Source organism: Komarekiella delphini-convector SJRDD-AB1 (assembly GCF_014831675.1).
In the GTDB taxonomy this organism is placed as follows: Bacteria; Cyanobacteriota; Cyanobacteriia; order Cyanobacteriales; family Nostocaceae; genus Komarekiella.
Map to the genome: position 1 here is coordinate 1 of NZ_VJXY01000023.1, position 15,849 is coordinate 15,849.

General features: G+C 39.6%; 11 protein-coding genes and 2 pseudogenes. 5 read left to right on the forward strand and 8 right to left on the reverse strand.

All coding sequences use genetic code 11. From position 1 onward, the window contains the following. Positions 1 to 235 (forward strand): annotated as a pseudogene (locus tag FNW02_RS20210) (photosystem II q(b) protein); the annotation flags it as partial. Positions 236 to 327: 92 nt separating this feature from the next. On the opposite strand, the gene FNW02_RS20215 reads toward FNW02_RS20210, so the two are convergent. From FNW02_RS20215 to FNW02_RS20250, 8 genes are all read right to left on the reverse strand, one after another. Beyond that, positions 328 to 2,226, reverse strand: a complete 1,899-nt coding sequence (locus FNW02_RS20215) for a sensor histidine kinase (RefSeq protein WP_191759301.1) — start codon at positions 2,224 to 2,226, stop codon at positions 328 to 330. Between the two features lie 115 nt (positions 2,227 to 2,341). Further along, positions 2,342 to 3,019: a response regulator gene (locus FNW02_RS20220; protein ID WP_191759302.1), complete on the reverse strand. Its 678-nt coding sequence runs from the start codon at positions 3,017 to 3,019 to the stop codon at positions 2,342 to 2,344. Between the two features lie 185 nt (positions 3,020 to 3,204). Beyond that, the gene (locus tag FNW02_RS20225) at positions 3,205 to 3,864 is read right to left on the reverse strand and encodes a hypothetical protein (RefSeq protein ID WP_191759394.1); all 660 of its coding nucleotides are present in this window, start codon (positions 3,862 to 3,864) and stop codon (positions 3,205 to 3,207) included. Positions 3,865 to 4,180: 316 nt separating this feature from the next. Beyond that, on the reverse strand, positions 4,181 to 5,593 hold the full coding sequence (locus tag FNW02_RS20230; RefSeq protein WP_191759303.1) for an HlyD family efflux transporter periplasmic adaptor subunit: 1,413 nt from the start codon (positions 5,591 to 5,593) through the stop codon (positions 4,181 to 4,183). Positions 5,594 to 5,617: 24 nt separating this feature from the next. Next, on the reverse strand, positions 5,618 to 7,765 hold the full coding sequence (locus tag FNW02_RS20235; RefSeq protein ID WP_191759304.1) for a peptidase domain-containing ABC transporter: 2,148 nt from the start codon (positions 7,763 to 7,765) through the stop codon (positions 5,618 to 5,620). A 102-nt stretch (positions 7,766 to 7,867) separates the two neighbouring features. Then, a complete protein-coding gene (locus FNW02_RS20240) occupies positions 7,868 to 8,077 on the reverse strand; it encodes a hypothetical protein (RefSeq protein WP_191759305.1) in 210 nt (69 codons plus the stop codon). A 138-nt stretch (positions 8,078 to 8,215) separates the two neighbouring features. Then, positions 8,216 to 8,449 carry a hypothetical protein gene (locus tag FNW02_RS20245; protein WP_191759306.1) on the reverse strand — a complete coding sequence of 78 codons (234 nt, stop codon included), beginning with the start codon at positions 8,447 to 8,449 and terminating at the stop codon, positions 8,216 to 8,218. Between the two features lie 225 nt (positions 8,450 to 8,674). Beyond that, a complete protein-coding gene (locus FNW02_RS20250; RefSeq protein WP_191759307.1) occupies positions 8,675 to 8,872 on the reverse strand; it encodes a hypothetical protein in 198 nt (65 codons plus the stop codon). Between the two features lie 1,680 nt (positions 8,873 to 10,552). Between FNW02_RS20250 and FNW02_RS20255 the strand changes: the two genes are divergently transcribed. The 4 genes and pseudogenes from FNW02_RS20255 (at position 10,553) to FNW02_RS20270 (ending at position 15,815) form a co-directional block, all read left to right on the forward strand. Further along, positions 10,553 to 12,142: an ammonium transporter gene (locus tag FNW02_RS20255; protein ID WP_191759308.1), complete on the forward strand. Its 1,590-nt coding sequence runs from the start codon at positions 10,553 to 10,555 to the stop codon at positions 12,140 to 12,142. Positions 12,143 to 12,398: 256 nt separating this feature from the next. Further along, positions 12,399 to 13,685: a hypothetical protein gene (locus tag FNW02_RS20260; protein WP_191759309.1), complete on the forward strand. Its 1,287-nt coding sequence runs from the start codon at positions 12,399 to 12,401 to the stop codon at positions 13,683 to 13,685. 252 nt (positions 13,686 to 13,937) lie between these two features. Then, a complete protein-coding gene (locus tag FNW02_RS20265) occupies positions 13,938 to 15,356 on the forward strand; it encodes a DUF3131 domain-containing protein (protein ID WP_191759310.1) in 1,419 nt (472 codons plus the stop codon). Between the two features lie 36 nt (positions 15,357 to 15,392). Then, a pseudogene (locus tag FNW02_RS20270) lies at positions 15,393 to 15,815 on the forward strand (four helix bundle protein). Positions 15,816 to 15,849 lie beyond the last annotated feature (34 nt).

Sequence of the window (15,849 nt, forward strand, 5' to 3'; positions counted from 1 at the left end):
CTGGTTCACCGCCTTGGGTGTGAGCACAATGGCGTTCAACTTGAACGGTTTCAACTTCAACCAATCAATCATTGATTCTCAAGGTCGTGTGATTGGTACTTGGGCTGATGTCATCAACCGCGCTAACCTGGGTATGGAAGTGATGCACGAGCGCAATGCTCACAACTTCCCTCTGGATTTGGCTGCTCTTGATTCTGCTCCTGTTGCTCTCAGCGCTCCTGCTATCAACGGTTAATCATTGAACATGACGCGATGAATCGCGTCTCTACAACGAAAAGCGCTCTCCAGCAATGGGGGGCGCTTTTGCTTTTATACTTTCTACTTTTTTCAATACCACAACCAAAACCTTGCCACAGGCCAAGATAATTCACAAAGCGTCCCTTTAGGAGATAGAGGAACTCGACGAAATTTACCTTTGAATTGTCGGGCTAAATTCCTAAACTGTTGGGTTCCGCGACCTTCTCTAGATGAGCTAACTCCCAAGCCATCATCTACAATACTTAGAGTGTACCAACCTTCAGATGAAGAACAAGTAACTTCAAGACGGGTTACTCCTGTGGCGTGTTTGCCAACATTGCACAAAGCTTCTTCTAAGAATCGGCATAGACTTCGCTTTTGCTCAATGTTCAAACGTCGTTCATCTATTGGCTCAAAGGTTCGGATTTTAATCCTGATGGTTTTAAAGCAGGGAAACTCTCGTTCTAAAGTATAGCTATAAACTTGATAGAGAATTTCGTGAAGGGGGTCTTGTAAATTTAGTACTAGACTTTTCCCTAAATAAAGACTGGTATCTTGGGTTGGCGGTTCTCGTTGCAAAAATTCATAAATTCCCCGTAGCTCGTGATTCAATTTCTCAAGTTCTTTTTCTAGTTCTGGTAGTAATTCGTTGGTTGGCGAATCCTGATCTCGAACTAGCTTCAAAACTTTAGCCAGGTTTTGCAAAGGCCCATTGTGAATTGTTTCAAATGTACGTTCAATAATGGCTTGGCGAGCTTGAATTCTAGATCTCAAAGCTTGGTCGTATTGATATAAAGCTGTGAGTTCTATACCATTTAAAGCTAAAACCAGGAGTGCTGGTATTACCGGAACCCACCAACCCCAAATCAGGAGTAAATAACTAAAGACCACTAGGCTAAAGCTAGCAATTCCAACAACTACAAAATTTTCCAGAGGAGATTTAGTTAGCCTAGCACTAGCAATTCCGAAAAAACCCCAAGCAAAAATCCACAAATATTCCCATCTGTCATCCCAGGTGTTTAAAAGTGGTCGAGAGTCAAGTACTGCACTGATAATTTGGCTAACAGCATGAGCTTGAATTTCTACACCATAAACTCGCCCTGTTGCAGGTTTAATAGATTCAATGGCTGAAGTAGTGATGAAGTCTTTGCGGCTAGGGGCCGTCATCCCAATAATTACAATCCGATCGCGTATCCAGTCTGGATTAAATTTATTGCTTTGGAAATCATTTAAAGATAAAGTTCTAAATCTTTCTTTACCACTCCGAAAATTCAGTAGTACCTGAACTCCACCTGCATCAGTTCGTACATATCCACCAGAGTTGGGTAAAAACCGCGGTAGTTCGGTATTGCCAAACCTCATAGCAGCGCGATCGCGAATACCATTTTCTAAACTAATACCTTCATCAGCTAAATAAACTTCTGTTAGACGTATAGACAAAGATAACTTGTATCCTTGAGGTGTTGGTGTTCCCAATAGGCTGCGTCTTAATTTACCATCACTATCGGTAATTTGATCTGCAAAACCTACTTGTTGGGGTGACAATGCTTGTGGTGGAGCTACTTGATCAGGTAAGACTTTTTCAATAGCAATTAAATTTTTAATACTTTTAAAAGCTGCAACTAGTTCAGTATGACCTGGGTCAACTGGTAAATCTCTATAAATATCAAGACCAATTACTCTCGGCTTATAAATCTGCAATTTTAACAGTAATTGTGCCAAATCACGATCTGATATGGGAGAATCAATTGGATAATTTTTGCGAGTACGAATATCATCTTCATTAATCCCCACAATCACAATTCGTTCATCTATAGATTCTTCAGGACGCAGACGCAAAAAGCTATCAAAGGCTAGCCACTCTAAAGATTGCATTGCACCAGTGAGGCGAACAATAATTGCTAGTCCAATTACTGCAATACCGGGTAATGCACCTACACGCCAAATGGCCATTTCCTCTTTGATTTTTGCCCAAATTCCAGTTTGCATAAGCGTCTGCTTTAGTCTTTAGCCCGCAGCTGTTGATCACTTGTTATTAATTAATAAAAAAGCCAAGCTTCTATTAATCTTTAATAACTAATGATCTTTGACTCTTAATGCGTAACTAATCAATCAACCCTTCTTCTCTAGCTCGCATTTCAGTTTGAATACGGATATTCTTTCCATCTTCTGGGTAAACATCTAAAGCGTCTTGTAATTTACTCCAGTAATGACGCACCATGCGTTCAGATATGCACATTCGTTCAGCAATAGTTTTATCTTGCAATCCTTCCTCAAATGCTAGAGTCAATATCCTCAGCCATTCTGGTTTCACTTCTAATCCTGAATGGATGCCTTTGATGTCTTTTGTATGAGTTAATCCCTGCAATGCCCAATCAACTCTAGTCAACATTTCCTGAGTAGAAAGACTTTTATCTGCAACTGTAAAACCTCCTTTATGACTATCAATATCAGGTCTAATTCTCACTAGTGTTCTTACATTAGCACTTTGGACAACAAGATTTAGGTTGGGATAATTTTTCATCAGAGTCCTGAGCAGTTGAACACCTGTATCAGGTCGTGCGGTCATTCCGATAGTAAATGGAAGAGAAAGATCCATAACCACAATATCAGGCTGTGAGCTAGTAACTTGGTTGAGAGCGTTCTTCGCATCTACAGCACTGATAAATTCAGCACCAGGGTAGTGTTTTCGTAGTACATCTACTGTTCCAGCTAAAACTGATTCGTGGTCATCAATTACCAGAATTTTCAGCGATGCCTTCTCGGTTAAAGCTTGTTTCATAATTAACACCCCGCCAACTGTTCACGTAGACATGAATTTTTCTTTTTGCCTGCATAAATAAATTTCCTTATATAAAATTGTATTATTTAGTAATATACTTATTAGTGATATTCTCAGCCTTTTGACTCATAATAGTTCTTTATCGGTCTGTTTGAAGAAAGCAGAAGACAACTTAATGATTATGCTTACCAACATAAATAACATGCAATAGTAAGATTTTGACTACGATAAAAGCATTTCCCTGAGGTTAAAAATTGAAAGCTTTCGCAAAGATACTTTAACTCTGGTAAGCTAGAATAAGAAATAAATGTAGATGTATCAGGATATGTAATTTGTACTATTAACTCACCGATATTTTTACGTTCTTCTAAATTGATATAAATTGATATTGGCATCAAAACTTCTGGTAAAGTAATAATAAGCAACTCCTCTAAAGCCCTTAAAACGCTCAGACTGCGATCAGCTGATTCATGTCGCCAACAGGTTGGCATATTGATGTGAAAATATAGGTGAGGATTTGATACAAGCCACGGTTCTAATAAACACTCAATAGCCAAGGGTAAGCTATCTTGGAGATACGCCGGAAATAGGCGATCGCTCAATTGCACTAAAGAGTGATGAAAATTATCGACTTGTTTTAGACATTCTTGAGTTCTATTAATTGTCAAATTCACATTATCTCTAGCCAATAAATCTAAGCTGCGACGAATAGTGAAGGATTCTTGTAATAAGTCTTCTCGGATTTTCTCTGCTTCTAAGAATAGTCGCATAGACTGTCTAGAAGACCACCATTGCAATGCTTGTTGAATTCTATGGTAGGAAGTCAGAAACCTCACAATAGTTATAACGTAGACAATTAAAAGTATAATTTGCGTATACAATTTCAGACTCACAGGATATCGCTATGTTAATTATTTTACTACCATTAGAAAAAAATACTAAGTAGGTAATGTCATGTTGATGCCAAATAAATTGTTTAAAGTGTACAAGAAGATTGCTAAAATATGCCATTGCGACTTTCAAAAATTGCATGATGGATAAATGAGTTAACGTAATATTTTTCATGGTTAGTTTGCTTAAAAACATTGTTATTCTTTGGTTTGATGAGAAAAAAGAGATCTGTAGCACTGAATCGCTACACAATACATAAATTTAAGCTGCTTATAAATCAGTTATTAATCTTGCCTTTCTCAATATAAATTGCAATGCTGTCTCTTCTTTGGAAATAATGTCAGCTTGCGCCTCCATCCCTGATTGAATGAGACACTGGCGATGGCCATTTCCAAATGTCAGATTTTCGGGCTGAATAGTCGCTTCAAAGTAGCTAGCAACTGGAGATGTGGAACTTGAGGTTGTTGAACCTGTATTATTATTTTGAGGTGTAATTGCATCAGGAGAAATGGTTTTAACAACGCCTTTGAGAGTACCATAATCAGGATAGGGACAGGCATTAATTCGTAGTTGCACTTTTTGATCAGGTGCAACATTTTTAATTTCCTGAGTAGGAATCATTGCTTTAATGACTAAAGGAGTATTAGTAGGAGCAATTTCTGCAATAGCTTCGCTAGCACGCAACACTTGACCAGGGTTTCGCAAATTCAGCTTAAGAATGATACCATTACTACTTGCCCGTAAAATAGTATCTTGTATTTGATTTGCAAGCTGCTGAAGTTCTTTTTGAGATTGTCCGAGTTGGCTTTGCATTTCTACTCGCCGTTGAATTAAGGCTTGCTTTTCTTTTTTTAAAGTAGCGATAGTTGCTTCACCTTTAGCAGTTTCTTGAGCAATTCTTTCTTGGGCGATCGCCACTGTTGCTGTAGTAGGATTAACAGCAGATTTAGCTGATTCTACTTTAGATTTAGCGATTTCAACAGCTTTTTTTTCTCCTTCCAGTGCTGCTTTTGTCTGCTCAACCAAAAGTTTTTTTTGCTCAAATTCACGGCGACCAATTGCACCGATTTCTGTTAGCTGCTCATAGCGATCGCGATCCAACTTTGCAAAGTCTAAATCAGCTTGAGCTTTTTGTAAATCTGCCCCAGCTTTTTGCAAGCTTGCTTCTGCTGCTAGTAAATCATTACTAGTAGTAACTTGGCGTTCTTGATATTCCCGCTGATTGCGTCCCAAATCTGCTTTAGCAGAAGAAACCGTCCGCTCTGCTACTCTTTCTTCCGCTAAAATCTGGGCATCTAGAGTTTTAATTTGGGCATCAATTTGAACTATTTGTAACCTATTCTGTTGGATATTACCTTGCAGTTGGCTCTTTTTAATTTGCAGTTGTTCATCATCAAGGCGAGCGATCGCATCTCCCTGTTTTACAAGCTGGTTTTCTTTAACAAAGATACTTTTAACAGTTCCTTCTAGTTTCGGTTGCACTAGCCGAATTTCTCCCGTAGGACGCACAGAGGCAGGAGCTTTCACTGTGACATCATATTTAAACCATGAGGAAAGGCTAATCCCAGCACCAACACTCGCAATCAGAAAAATCCCCGCTAAAGATGTCCAACGACTAACAGGAGGAAGAAACTCTTCACTTTGAACTGATGGGAGAAGTTTTTTATTGTGGGTGTGCAACATAATTACCTGAATAAATATCAATAATTAAGGATTTAAAAAGTCCAAATGATCTCCTTTTTTGGAGTGTAAATCTTCCAAAGAACCTTGAATTTTTAACTTACCTTGATCTAGCAACACAACCCAATCAGCGCGATTAACTACCTTGGGACGGTGAGTAATCAAAATCGTAGTTTTACCGCGACGATGCTTAAACAATTGATCTAAAACTTGGGCTTCACTAACTGGATCTAATCCACCAGTAGATTCATCCAAAATTAGCACTGGTGGGTCTGTAACAATGGCTCGTGCTATTGCCAATCGCTGACGTTGTCCTCCAGAAATATTTGCTCCAAATTCTCCTAAAATAGTTTGATATTTCTCAGGAAGTTTACTGATGAAACTATCAGCATCCGCAATCTGGCAAGCTTTTACAATTTGTTCAAAGGTAATGTGAGGAGCTCCTAGACGAAAGTTTTCTACGATAGAACGACTCCAAAAGTGAGCGTCTTGAGGAACGAGAACTACTTGTTGACGTAGACAATCAAGAGATAAATCTTGTAAGTTGTAATGACCAATGCGAATATTACCAGATTGTAAGGAATATAAGCCAGCAATTAGTTTAGCTAGGGTACTTTTTCCACAACCAGATTTACCAATAATGGCGACAACCTTACTACCAGGAATTGTTAAAGAAAAGTTTTCTAGTAAGTCAAGCCGACCAGCATAATGAAAGTTGACATCTGTACAAGTAATGTCAGCATCTCCAGGAATCTTTGCAAAAGGCTTTTTACCATCACCTTCATTTTCTGCTGTGGCATCAATAACTTCTGTAAGGCGTTGTGTAGCTGTTTTTGCACGAGTAAATTCATCTACAAAAGTGATTACAGTACCAATTAAACCTACAAAATTACCATTCATTGAGTTAAACGCCAGTAATTGCCCAATGCTGAGGTTTTCAGCAGGATTAATAACTAGATTTCCGCCGAACCATAGTAAGGCAACGCTACCAATACCAGAAACTAAAGTTGAGAAACTGCTATTGATAATACTAATTTGTATTGTGCTCAATGACAGTTTAGCAACACGACTAAATCTGTTTTGAAATTCATCCCAAAATTGAGGTGAGGCTGTGGTGGTTTTGAGAGTGAGTGCGCCTTTAAAAGTTTCTACTAAAACTCCTTGTGCCTCCGACTCTGTGATTAAAACATCGCGAGTTCTTTGCTGTAAAGCAGGCTGAAAAACAACTGTAGATATAGACATAAATGCTGCTACAAATACAGCTAGTACAGTAAGTTTCCAGCTATAAAAAACCATGAAAAATAGAGAAATTGTAGCAATAAAAAATTTACTTGGTAGGTTAACAACAACCTGAGAAACTAACTGATTAATCTGCTCAATATCTCGCAGACGACTAACAATTTCACCACTGCGTCGGGCTTCGTAATAAGAAAGAGGTAATCGCAAAATTTGCCGTCCAAATTCTAGGACTAGTCCTAATTGTAGACGTTGTGCAAAATGAGCAATTAAGTTAGACTGCACAAGTGAAAGGCTACTAGAAATAAGATTCATTACTACCACAGCGATCGCCATAGTAGTGAGTAGTTTTGTATCGCCCCTAACTAACACATCATCAGTGAGGATTTGTAGCAGAAAAGGAGAAGCTAAAGATAGCAATCCCAAGAGCAGATTGAGAGGCAACGCTTGAGCTAAAATACTACGGAAAATCCAGACTCGCTTAAAGAAACGCCAAAAACCACCAATTTCATCGTTCTTTTGGTCAGTAAAGGTTGGATCTGGTTCCAGCAAAAGCATTAACCAATCTGTCCAACCCTCTACTAAATCTTTTTTAGACAGATAACGAATGCCTACAGCTGGATCTGCAACTACACATTTATTACCTTTCTTGCCATATAAAACTACCCAGTGATGTCCTTTCCAGTGAATAATTGCTGGTAGAGGCGCTTCGTTCATCCGATTTAAAAGTTCTGGCGAAGTTTTAACTGGACGAGCATTGAATCCAAGTGTTTCTGCTCCTCGCTTTAATCCCAATAATGTGGTTCCAAGCTGTCCAGTTCCTACCGCTTCACGGATGTGACTGAGCGTAAAAGTGCGCCCATAGTATTTAGAAATTGAAGCAAGACAAGCAGCGCCACAATCTTCTTCGCTGTGTTGCTCAACGTGAGGGTATTTCATAAGGTAAGAAGCCTGTCTTGATTACCTATTATTCAAGATGACAAAAACACCCTGATTTAATGTTTTGCTGGTTTACATAAACTATTTGGAACGACATTTTTTTCAAGAGGGGAGTTGAGGCCCAAATACAAATGATGACTCCCAGGCAAACTGAATTTCATCTGGAGTAAGTCCAGGGTTGCCAAATACAACACCAGCCCCCAAAATGAACAAGTAAGTATTAAGATCAAAACTAACTTGTAGGTTTCCTCCGCTGATGGCAGCAGATTCTTCTAAGTTGAGTTCTGTAAAAAGCGGGCTTATATCTTCCATTGCTTCCTTGTATTAAAATTAGGTATAACGGTGAGTAAATTGACAACCCAGGAGCAGAGACTAAACAATGAACTTCATAAGTAATTAGTAGTGAAAACTTTTAATTACTTATTCTTGGCTATTAACTGAATAAACGTTTCAAGCTGAAGTTGGTAAGCTTAATCCTAAAAGAGGATCGGGTGTGTTAACAGAAGGGTTATAAGAAGAAAGATCAGAGGGATCAAGAATCACAAACTTACTACCACCATCAACGTATTTGATAGTAACTGTACCGTCAGGATTCACAACAGCCACGGGAGCACCGCCACGCACCATATCAGATTCTTCCACTGTTAGTTCCGTGAACAGAGGTTTTATCCTTGTTATTGGCATTTTCGTTCTCCTTAAATTGATTTCGTAGTATGCTCTGGGTTAAACAGGTAGTGAATCTAAATACTGGAACATCGAAAGATGCCCCAGTATTTAGAAAATAGATAGTTATTACTCGTTTATCCCTAAAGCATTCCTGGGAATATCTAAAAAATTCGGAAATATAATTCCAAATATTTTTAGATAAGCGCCCGGCAAAAGTCTAACAGTTACCTAAACTTCAGGAAATTAACCTAAGGAGATGGCTTCTTCAAAACCGAATTGGATTTCATCAGGAGTCAATGTTGGGTTACCAAATACAACACCAACACCTAAGACAAACAGGTATTTGTTAAGGTCAAAGTTAACTTCAGTACCACCGCTAACGGTAGCAGATTCTTCAGCTGTGATGTCAGTGAAAAGAGCGTTGGTTTCGATAGCTTGCATGGTTTTTTAGTCCTTGGTTAAGATTGATTTACTCGCTACTAGTTGATTACCTTGTTTTGGCTGCTCAACTCCTCGCTTGATTCATACAATACGTGGAAGCATTTAGGTTAGTCATTTACACTTTATGCAAACTTAATTACCAGATTTAGAAAACTTGATTGCATAATTGCGACAGCGCCATTTCCGAAAAATACATACAGCAATTACATACCGTAGAAGTAAGTATGCATCTAATAACTTGATAATTACTATTTATAAATTATTGAAAAGAGATGGGGGAATGTAGTAATAAAATTTCTGCCTCTTTTGTTAATACCGCGAAAGTAGCGAGGTTTTGAAGCTTACTCCCCTTGTATTTTTGGCTATCTATCCAAATACCCAGATTTTTTTTAACATTTGCCAGAGCTATCTGATTGCTCCAGTGAGAACCAAAGGCTTAAACCTATGTTGTTCATTCTCAATAAACTTAAGTTTTTATCGATAAACATAAAGGCTGATTTGTCAAGGTAGCGTTAATAGATAGTCTTGTTAGAAAGAGGTAGGATTAGCTCTGTATTTTACTTAACTGCAAACCGCGTATTTGCTGTTCTTCAACGCCAGGTAAAAGTAACAAATTATTAACTCTTTGTATATAAATTTAATAACATTCGGGATTGCTCTATCCTGATAACGTCAAATACTGAGTTCATAAAGGATATAGCTGCTTGAACTAAATAAATTAGTGGCTATTTACTGGGACTAAAACCTTAAAAAAGTATTAAATGATACAGTTTTTTAGTTCTACTAAATAGACAATCAATCAAATTTATCCTTTTAGTCATAAATTCACCAAAGTGCTACAGAAACTAGTCTCATAACACCTGTACAAAAATGTTTGGGTTTTTTCCTTCAAGTTAGAGTTTTGGATGCTATAAAAAGCGAATTATAGAGAAAATAACTGACACAAAAAATGAGATAATTATTTTTCAACAGTGTTAGCGAAAACCTTAAAGAGTCTCCCTAATAAAGTTAATATTGGTAAATCCATTATCAATATTAATTACCAATTTTCCAGTAGGAATAAATGATTCATAAAGAAGCATTTTCGACCTTGGCATCACATACTGTCTCTAGCGAGTGTTTCAATAGTTTTGCAGAGAGCAGACCATCCAAGCGTTCAGTTTTTAGCAGAAAATAGAACAAAACTACAAATTTAAATTGATCCTGTCTGATTACTGTTCACCGAGTTTGTTACTATTATCCATGCAAATCGGCTTTGCCATGTTATGAGAAGGTTTAATCAAGCATCTAGGTGTAATTAGCGGCAGATTGGAAAACTTTATTTGGTTTTCGCTCTCACTCTACCCAACTGACAATTCTTCTTAACCCAATTGTAGGATGATATTGACCCAAGCGATCGCCCTATAAAAGTGTTCCTGCTAAAGATTAAAGATTAAGTGAAGGAGACTTGACTGATTAAGAGATTACATAATAACTTCTTAATAACAACTGCAATATTTACAGAAGTACCTATAATTTCCTAAACTCCTACTTAGGTTATTTGACTTTCTGGTTTGCAAATAAGTGGTTTAAATGAAAAATATCAAAAACCACCGGATTTAACTTCTAGCATTAGTTTTTTCTGCTTAAACTGTGTTTTTCGCGTTTTTAAGGATGGTTTGGAGGATGATGTTCAAATTTATGAACAAACAGAAATCGAAAACAAAAAGTAGGCGTCTGTTTGCAAGAAATTACGCTAAAACAACACAATCTAACTCAAAAGTCAAGATATTTAATCTAGCAATTAAGCGACTTTCTCCCAGTTGGCAAGCTTGCTTACCTCTAGCTTGTCTAATTGTATTGGGCTGGGGTTATGTAGCAGTTGCCCAAACTCCAGCTACAGGGCCAACAACAGCTGATTTAAAAGTTGCGCTTGACACATTATGGGTAGCGATCGCTGCCTTTTTAGTGTTCTTTATGAACGCTGGTTTCTGTATGTTAGAAACCGGGTTCTGTCGCCAAAAAAACGCTGTTAACGTTCTTGCCAAAAACTTGATTGTGTTTGCTCTTGCCACAGTTGCCTTTTGGGCGATCGGGTTTGGGTTAATGTTTGGCGACGGCAATGGCTTCATCGGATTGAATGGGTTTTTCCTAGGAGGAGCAGATAACAGTCCCGCCACAGGAGATGCTTATCAAGGTGTTTATAGCGCTCTTAATTGGGCTGGTGTACCTCTAGCCGCCAAGTTTTTATTCCAGCTAGTATTTGCTGGAACCGCAGCCACAATTGTTTCTGGCGCGGTTGCTGAACGGATTAAGTTTGTTGACTTCTTGATTTTTAGCCTCTTGCTCGTAGGTATCGCCTACGCCATTACCGGACACTGGATTTGGGGTGGTGGTTGGTTAGCAAAAACTGGGTTTTGGGATTTTGCTGGTTCTACAGTAGTTCACTCAGTCGGTGGTTGGGCAGCTTTAATGGGAGCAGCATTTCTTGGGCCACGTATTGGCAAATATCAAGATAAGCAAGTTGTTGCCCTGCCTGGTCACAACATGAGCATTGCAACTTTGGGTTGCTTAATTCTCTGGTTGGGTTGGTTTGGTTTCAACCCCGGTTCTGTAATGGCTGCTGATCCTGGTGCGATCACTCACATTGCCTTAACCACCAATATGGCTGCTGCTACGGGCGGTATTGCTGCCACTGCTACAGCTTGGTTGTACTTAGGTAAACCAGACTTGTCGATGATTATCAACGGCATTTTAGCTGGCTTAGTGGGAATTACGGCCGCTTGTGCTTATGTCAGCATTGGCAGTGCTTTCATCATTGGTTTGATTGCTGGAATCATCGTAGTTTTCTCTGTAACATTCTTTGATAAAATCAACATTGATGACCCAGTAGGAGCTACCTCAGTCCACCTAGTTTGTGGTATTTGGGGAACGCTAGCAGTTGGTTTGTGGTCTGTTGGCCCTGGTGTTTATTCCTGGTATGGTGATGGGCTTGGCCCAGCCAAAGGTTTATTGGCAGGTGGTGGCTTTGGACAGTTATTCACTCAGCTAATTGGTATTCTCTCGGTAGGCGGTATGACCGTTCTCCTCAGCAGTATCTTCTTGTTGGTTCTGAAAGCGACTTTAGGTATCAGAGTATCTAGAGAAGAAGAACTTGAAGGTTTGGATATTGGTGAACATGGTATGGAAGCCTACAGTGGATTCCTCAAAGAAGCGGATGCATCTGGATTCCCTGAAGGACGTAGCTCCCGTGGCATTTCACAAAGTGGGGATTTACCAAACACCCTGTAGATTTTCAGTCATTTGATTTAATTGCAGATAAATACCCGCCCCTTTGACTTTTATCTTTCATATAGGTGGCGGTTTTTTTTACAAAAATTTTAGAAGCAGTTTAGATCTGGCAAAGATTTAAGTGAATGCCCTCACTATTTAGTGAGGGTTTTATTTATGAGTGTGCTGATGAAGAGAAATTGGGCATCATAATGCCAAGTCGAAGAAATAGTTCTCCGGCAGCTCGTTTTTCTATATAAAACTGTAGTATTAGCCGATGACAGGTAATTTTAGAGATTATATCTCTGCCTCTCGACATAGTTTGTACACCAAGTTGATTTTGCGATGTATACAGATCCAATGTGTAGCGATCGCAATAGGTATTTGGATGTTATCAGGAGCTAAGTTACAAGCTGCCCAACCATATAAACACTGGAACTCACCCTTGGAATTGACTCAAGAAGAATCCACAAATCAGGAACCAGTTGCACTTCCCTATCAATTAAAGCCAACACCGATTTTGATTGCAGCACCAGAAAACTTCAATCCCGGTCTGCGATTACCACCGCCAACACCGCCAGCGCTACCCAAGCCACCACCAACCCCTACTGAACCAACTGAGGCGATGGTCGCAAAGCGAACCGTCGCAAAGCGAACCGCCTTCGGCATCACAGTTTTGGAAAGTATCCAAACAGACTTTCGCAATGATACAGACAACTTTGGACAGAACAATTTATTCATCGAACCAAAGGCTCAGTTTCGATTGAGTAATGGCAATAAAATACTGTTCAAGACAGGTTTTAACTTCTTTGAACAACGCGGTGTTGAATCAATTACCAATATTCCTTTTCAAATTGGATGGCAAGGAAAAATTGGGCAAGCGACACTGCAAACAGCAGCAGGGGTGGATTTATTCAACCGTCTACCCACAGCTATCAATCTGAATGTCAAACTAGAAGCTCCAATTTTGCCGCCAAAAGTTTCTTCATCAGGTCGATTAGTTTCGGGTTTGACGTTATCAGCCAACTTAGATCAAGCTCCTTATAAGTCCAACGCTCGAACTTTAGAAAATCAAATTACTGCTTGGCGATTTGGCCCTGATTTATACTGGCAAATTGACCGCGACACTAGTTTGTTCTCTTCATTACGTTTGGGTAATTATAACGATGGTAATTCCGAGATCCAGTCGTTTAGCAGATTAGAGCGCAAGTTTGGGCAGTTTTCCTTAGCAGCTAACTTGTTCACTTGGAGTTATGATCGCGATTTAGAACGTACAAGTGGCTACTTCTCCCCACCAGATTTCCTGGTTTACAACGCTGAAGTAGCTTGGGAAGGAAATATTTTTGATTTCTTACGCTGTCGTTTATCTGCCAACCTAGGACGACAACAACTTAAAGGAGAATTTGACAACGCCAATACCTATCAATCTCGCTGCACGGTAAAACTTTCACCCAATATAGAGGCAGATCTCGGCTACAGCTTTAGTAATGTTCGCAATCAAGATACAGGGGCAAGCGCCTACGATGGTAACTCGTTAACAGGGCAGTTGCGAATCAAATTTTAGACTTCTTGCCCAAGTAGGGGCGGCATTACCGTGCTTGGGCAAGAAGTCTACATGTATCTAGATTTTCGTGAATTGATATGACTCCTGTAAAGAAAGACGCGATTAATCGCGTCTTTACCCTTATCTCCCATTTCCTGTCTCATGTCTCCTATCTCCTTTCCTAAAGTGTTAGTTAGCTTTCAAAGTTGGGAAGAATGTATTTGATTAAATTTTGCAACCAACAGTGACTTATAAAATGAGGCTTTAGTCAGCATGAGTTCTGATTTTCAACCACCTCCTAAAAGCTTGTCCATATTATCTTCTGTAGGAGGGGTAGTTACCGCTGTAATTGCGATCGCAATTTTAAATTTTTGGTCTAAGCAACTCTCTCAGAGTGCTCCTGTAGAAAAGCCTAAAATCTCAACATCCCAAAAAGCTGAAACAGCTGCTATTGACGCCAAATCGGTAGTTTTACCAGGGACGCCTGTTAGTCTTGCTCAAGCAACCACAACTACCTATATTGCTCCTGGAGTTGGAAAACTCACTCCAGAAGAAACTGCAACTGCCCGTCAAGCTTGGTTATACTTCCAGCGCAACTGGAACAATGAAACCGGCTTAGTCAATTCCGTTGATGGCTTTACTTCTGTAACAATGTGGGATCAAGCAGCTGCGATCGCTGCCTTAGTCAGTGCTAGAGAACTCAATATTGTACCAGTTGAGGAATTTGAAGCCAAGATAAGCAAGATGTTGAAGACTTTAGCATCCATGCCTCTATACAAAGGGGAACTACCCAACAAAGTCTACAACGCAAAAACTCTCATACCTGTTAATTACGGTCAACTAGAAAAACGCGAAGAAATTGGTTGGTCAGCCATAGATTTAGGACGCATGGCAATCTGGCTAAAGATTGTCGGAGTAAAGTATTCAAAGTTGCAACCTCAGACGAATGCTGTCTGGAAGCATTGGCAGGTCAAACGTCTTACAAAAAATGGGCAAATGTACGGTACTGCTGTTGTCAAAGGTAAAGAACAGTACAACCAAGAAGGTCGCTTAGGCTACGAGAATTATGCCGCTTATGGCTTGAAGTTGTGGGGTTTGGATGTTAAGCAAGCTTTAGATCATCAATCTCACACCGCCTTTGTGAATCTTTACGGAGAGGGCGTTCCTTATGATCGTCGCGACTATAAAAACTCTGGAGCTAATAATTACGTTCTCAGTGAGCCTTATATTTTAGACGGTATTGAAACTGGGTTTCAAGCTTTGCCTAAAGCTTATGCCGACCGGATTTTAGCCGCTCAGGAGGCACGCTACCGAGCGACAAAACAATTAACTGCCCTCACCGAAGACAACCTAGATCGCCCTCCCTACTTCGTTTACAGCAGCTTATTTGTTAACGGAGAACCTTGGGCTACTATCACAGATACCCAACAGCAGCACAACAACTTGCGGTTTCTCAGTGCCAAAGCTGCGATCGGCTGGCATGTGCTTTATAACACTGCATACACGCGTCAGTTATTTGATTTTGTTCAAACTAACCTCAAATCTCAAAATGGCTGGTATAACGGCTTCTACGAGTCTCTACGTCAGCAGAATAAAGCCCTCACAGCCAATAATAATGGTGTGATTTTGGAGAGCTTACTATACAAGCAAGTTGGTAAACCACTTACCGTTTGGGCGGGGGTAGGGAGATAGGAGATAGGAGATAGGAGATAGGAGATAAAAGACAGAATGGACGGAAGACCAGCAAGAAGTTTTCAAGATTTGATTGTTTAGCAAAAAGCACATCAATTTGTTTTATCTACATACCTTTTTAGTGAAAATTTTTCGAAAACAGAGATATATGGACTAACGTCTCAATTTAGGCGAGCGGCTGTTTCAATTCCGGCAAATATTGCTGAAGGCTTCAAGAAAAAGACCAGACCAGATAAAGCTCGATTTATGAATATTGCACAAGGCTCTGTTGAGGAATGCCGATATTACTTAATTTTGGCGCAAGACCTCAGATATAGAGACAGTACAGAGTTGATTTCTCTACTAGATCAAGTCAGTAAATCAGAACTTACGCACTCAGATCCCCCAACACCCTTAAAAAGGGGGCTTTATAAATTCCCCCCTTTTGAAGGGGAGCCAGCGCGGTCTTCTCTACTTTGAGGCTGCGCCAAGGGGGTTTCCACACCACTCCCCA

What these genes read in the sequence shown, in the direction of transcription:
- FNW02_RS20215 (WP_191759301.1), bottom strand. Translation starts at nt 2,226, where the DNA reads ATGCAAACTGGAATTTGGGCAAAAATCAAAGAGGAAATGGCCATTTGG.
- FNW02_RS20220 (WP_191759302.1), bottom strand. Translation starts at nt 3,019, where the DNA reads ATGAAACAAGCTTTAACCGAGAAGGCATCGCTGAAAATTCTGGTAATT.
- FNW02_RS20230 (WP_191759303.1), bottom strand. Translation starts at nt 5,593, where the DNA reads ATGTTGCACACCCACAATAAAAAACTTCTCCCATCAGTTCAAAGTGAA.
- FNW02_RS20235 (WP_191759304.1), bottom strand. Translation starts at nt 7,765, where the DNA reads ATGAAATACCCTCACGTTGAGCAACACAGCGAAGAAGATTGTGGCGCT.
- FNW02_RS20240 (WP_191759305.1), bottom strand. Translation starts at nt 8,077, where the DNA reads ATGGAAGATATAAGCCCGCTTTTTACAGAACTCAACTTAGAAGAATCT.
- FNW02_RS20245 (WP_191759306.1), bottom strand. Translation starts at nt 8,449, where the DNA reads ATGCCAATAACAAGGATAAAACCTCTGTTCACGGAACTAACAGTGGAA.
- FNW02_RS20250 (WP_191759307.1), bottom strand. Translation starts at nt 8,872, where the DNA reads ATGCAAGCTATCGAAACCAACGCTCTTTTCACTGACATCACAGCTGAA.
- FNW02_RS20255 (WP_191759308.1), top strand. Translation starts at nt 10,553, where the DNA reads ATGAACAAACAGAAATCGAAAACAAAAAGTAGGCGTCTGTTTGCAAGA.
- FNW02_RS20260 (WP_191759309.1), top strand. Translation starts at nt 12,399, where the DNA reads ATGACAGGTAATTTTAGAGATTATATCTCTGCCTCTCGACATAGTTTG.
- FNW02_RS20265 (WP_191759310.1), top strand. Translation starts at nt 13,938, where the DNA reads ATGAGTTCTGATTTTCAACCACCTCCTAAAAGCTTGTCCATATTATCT.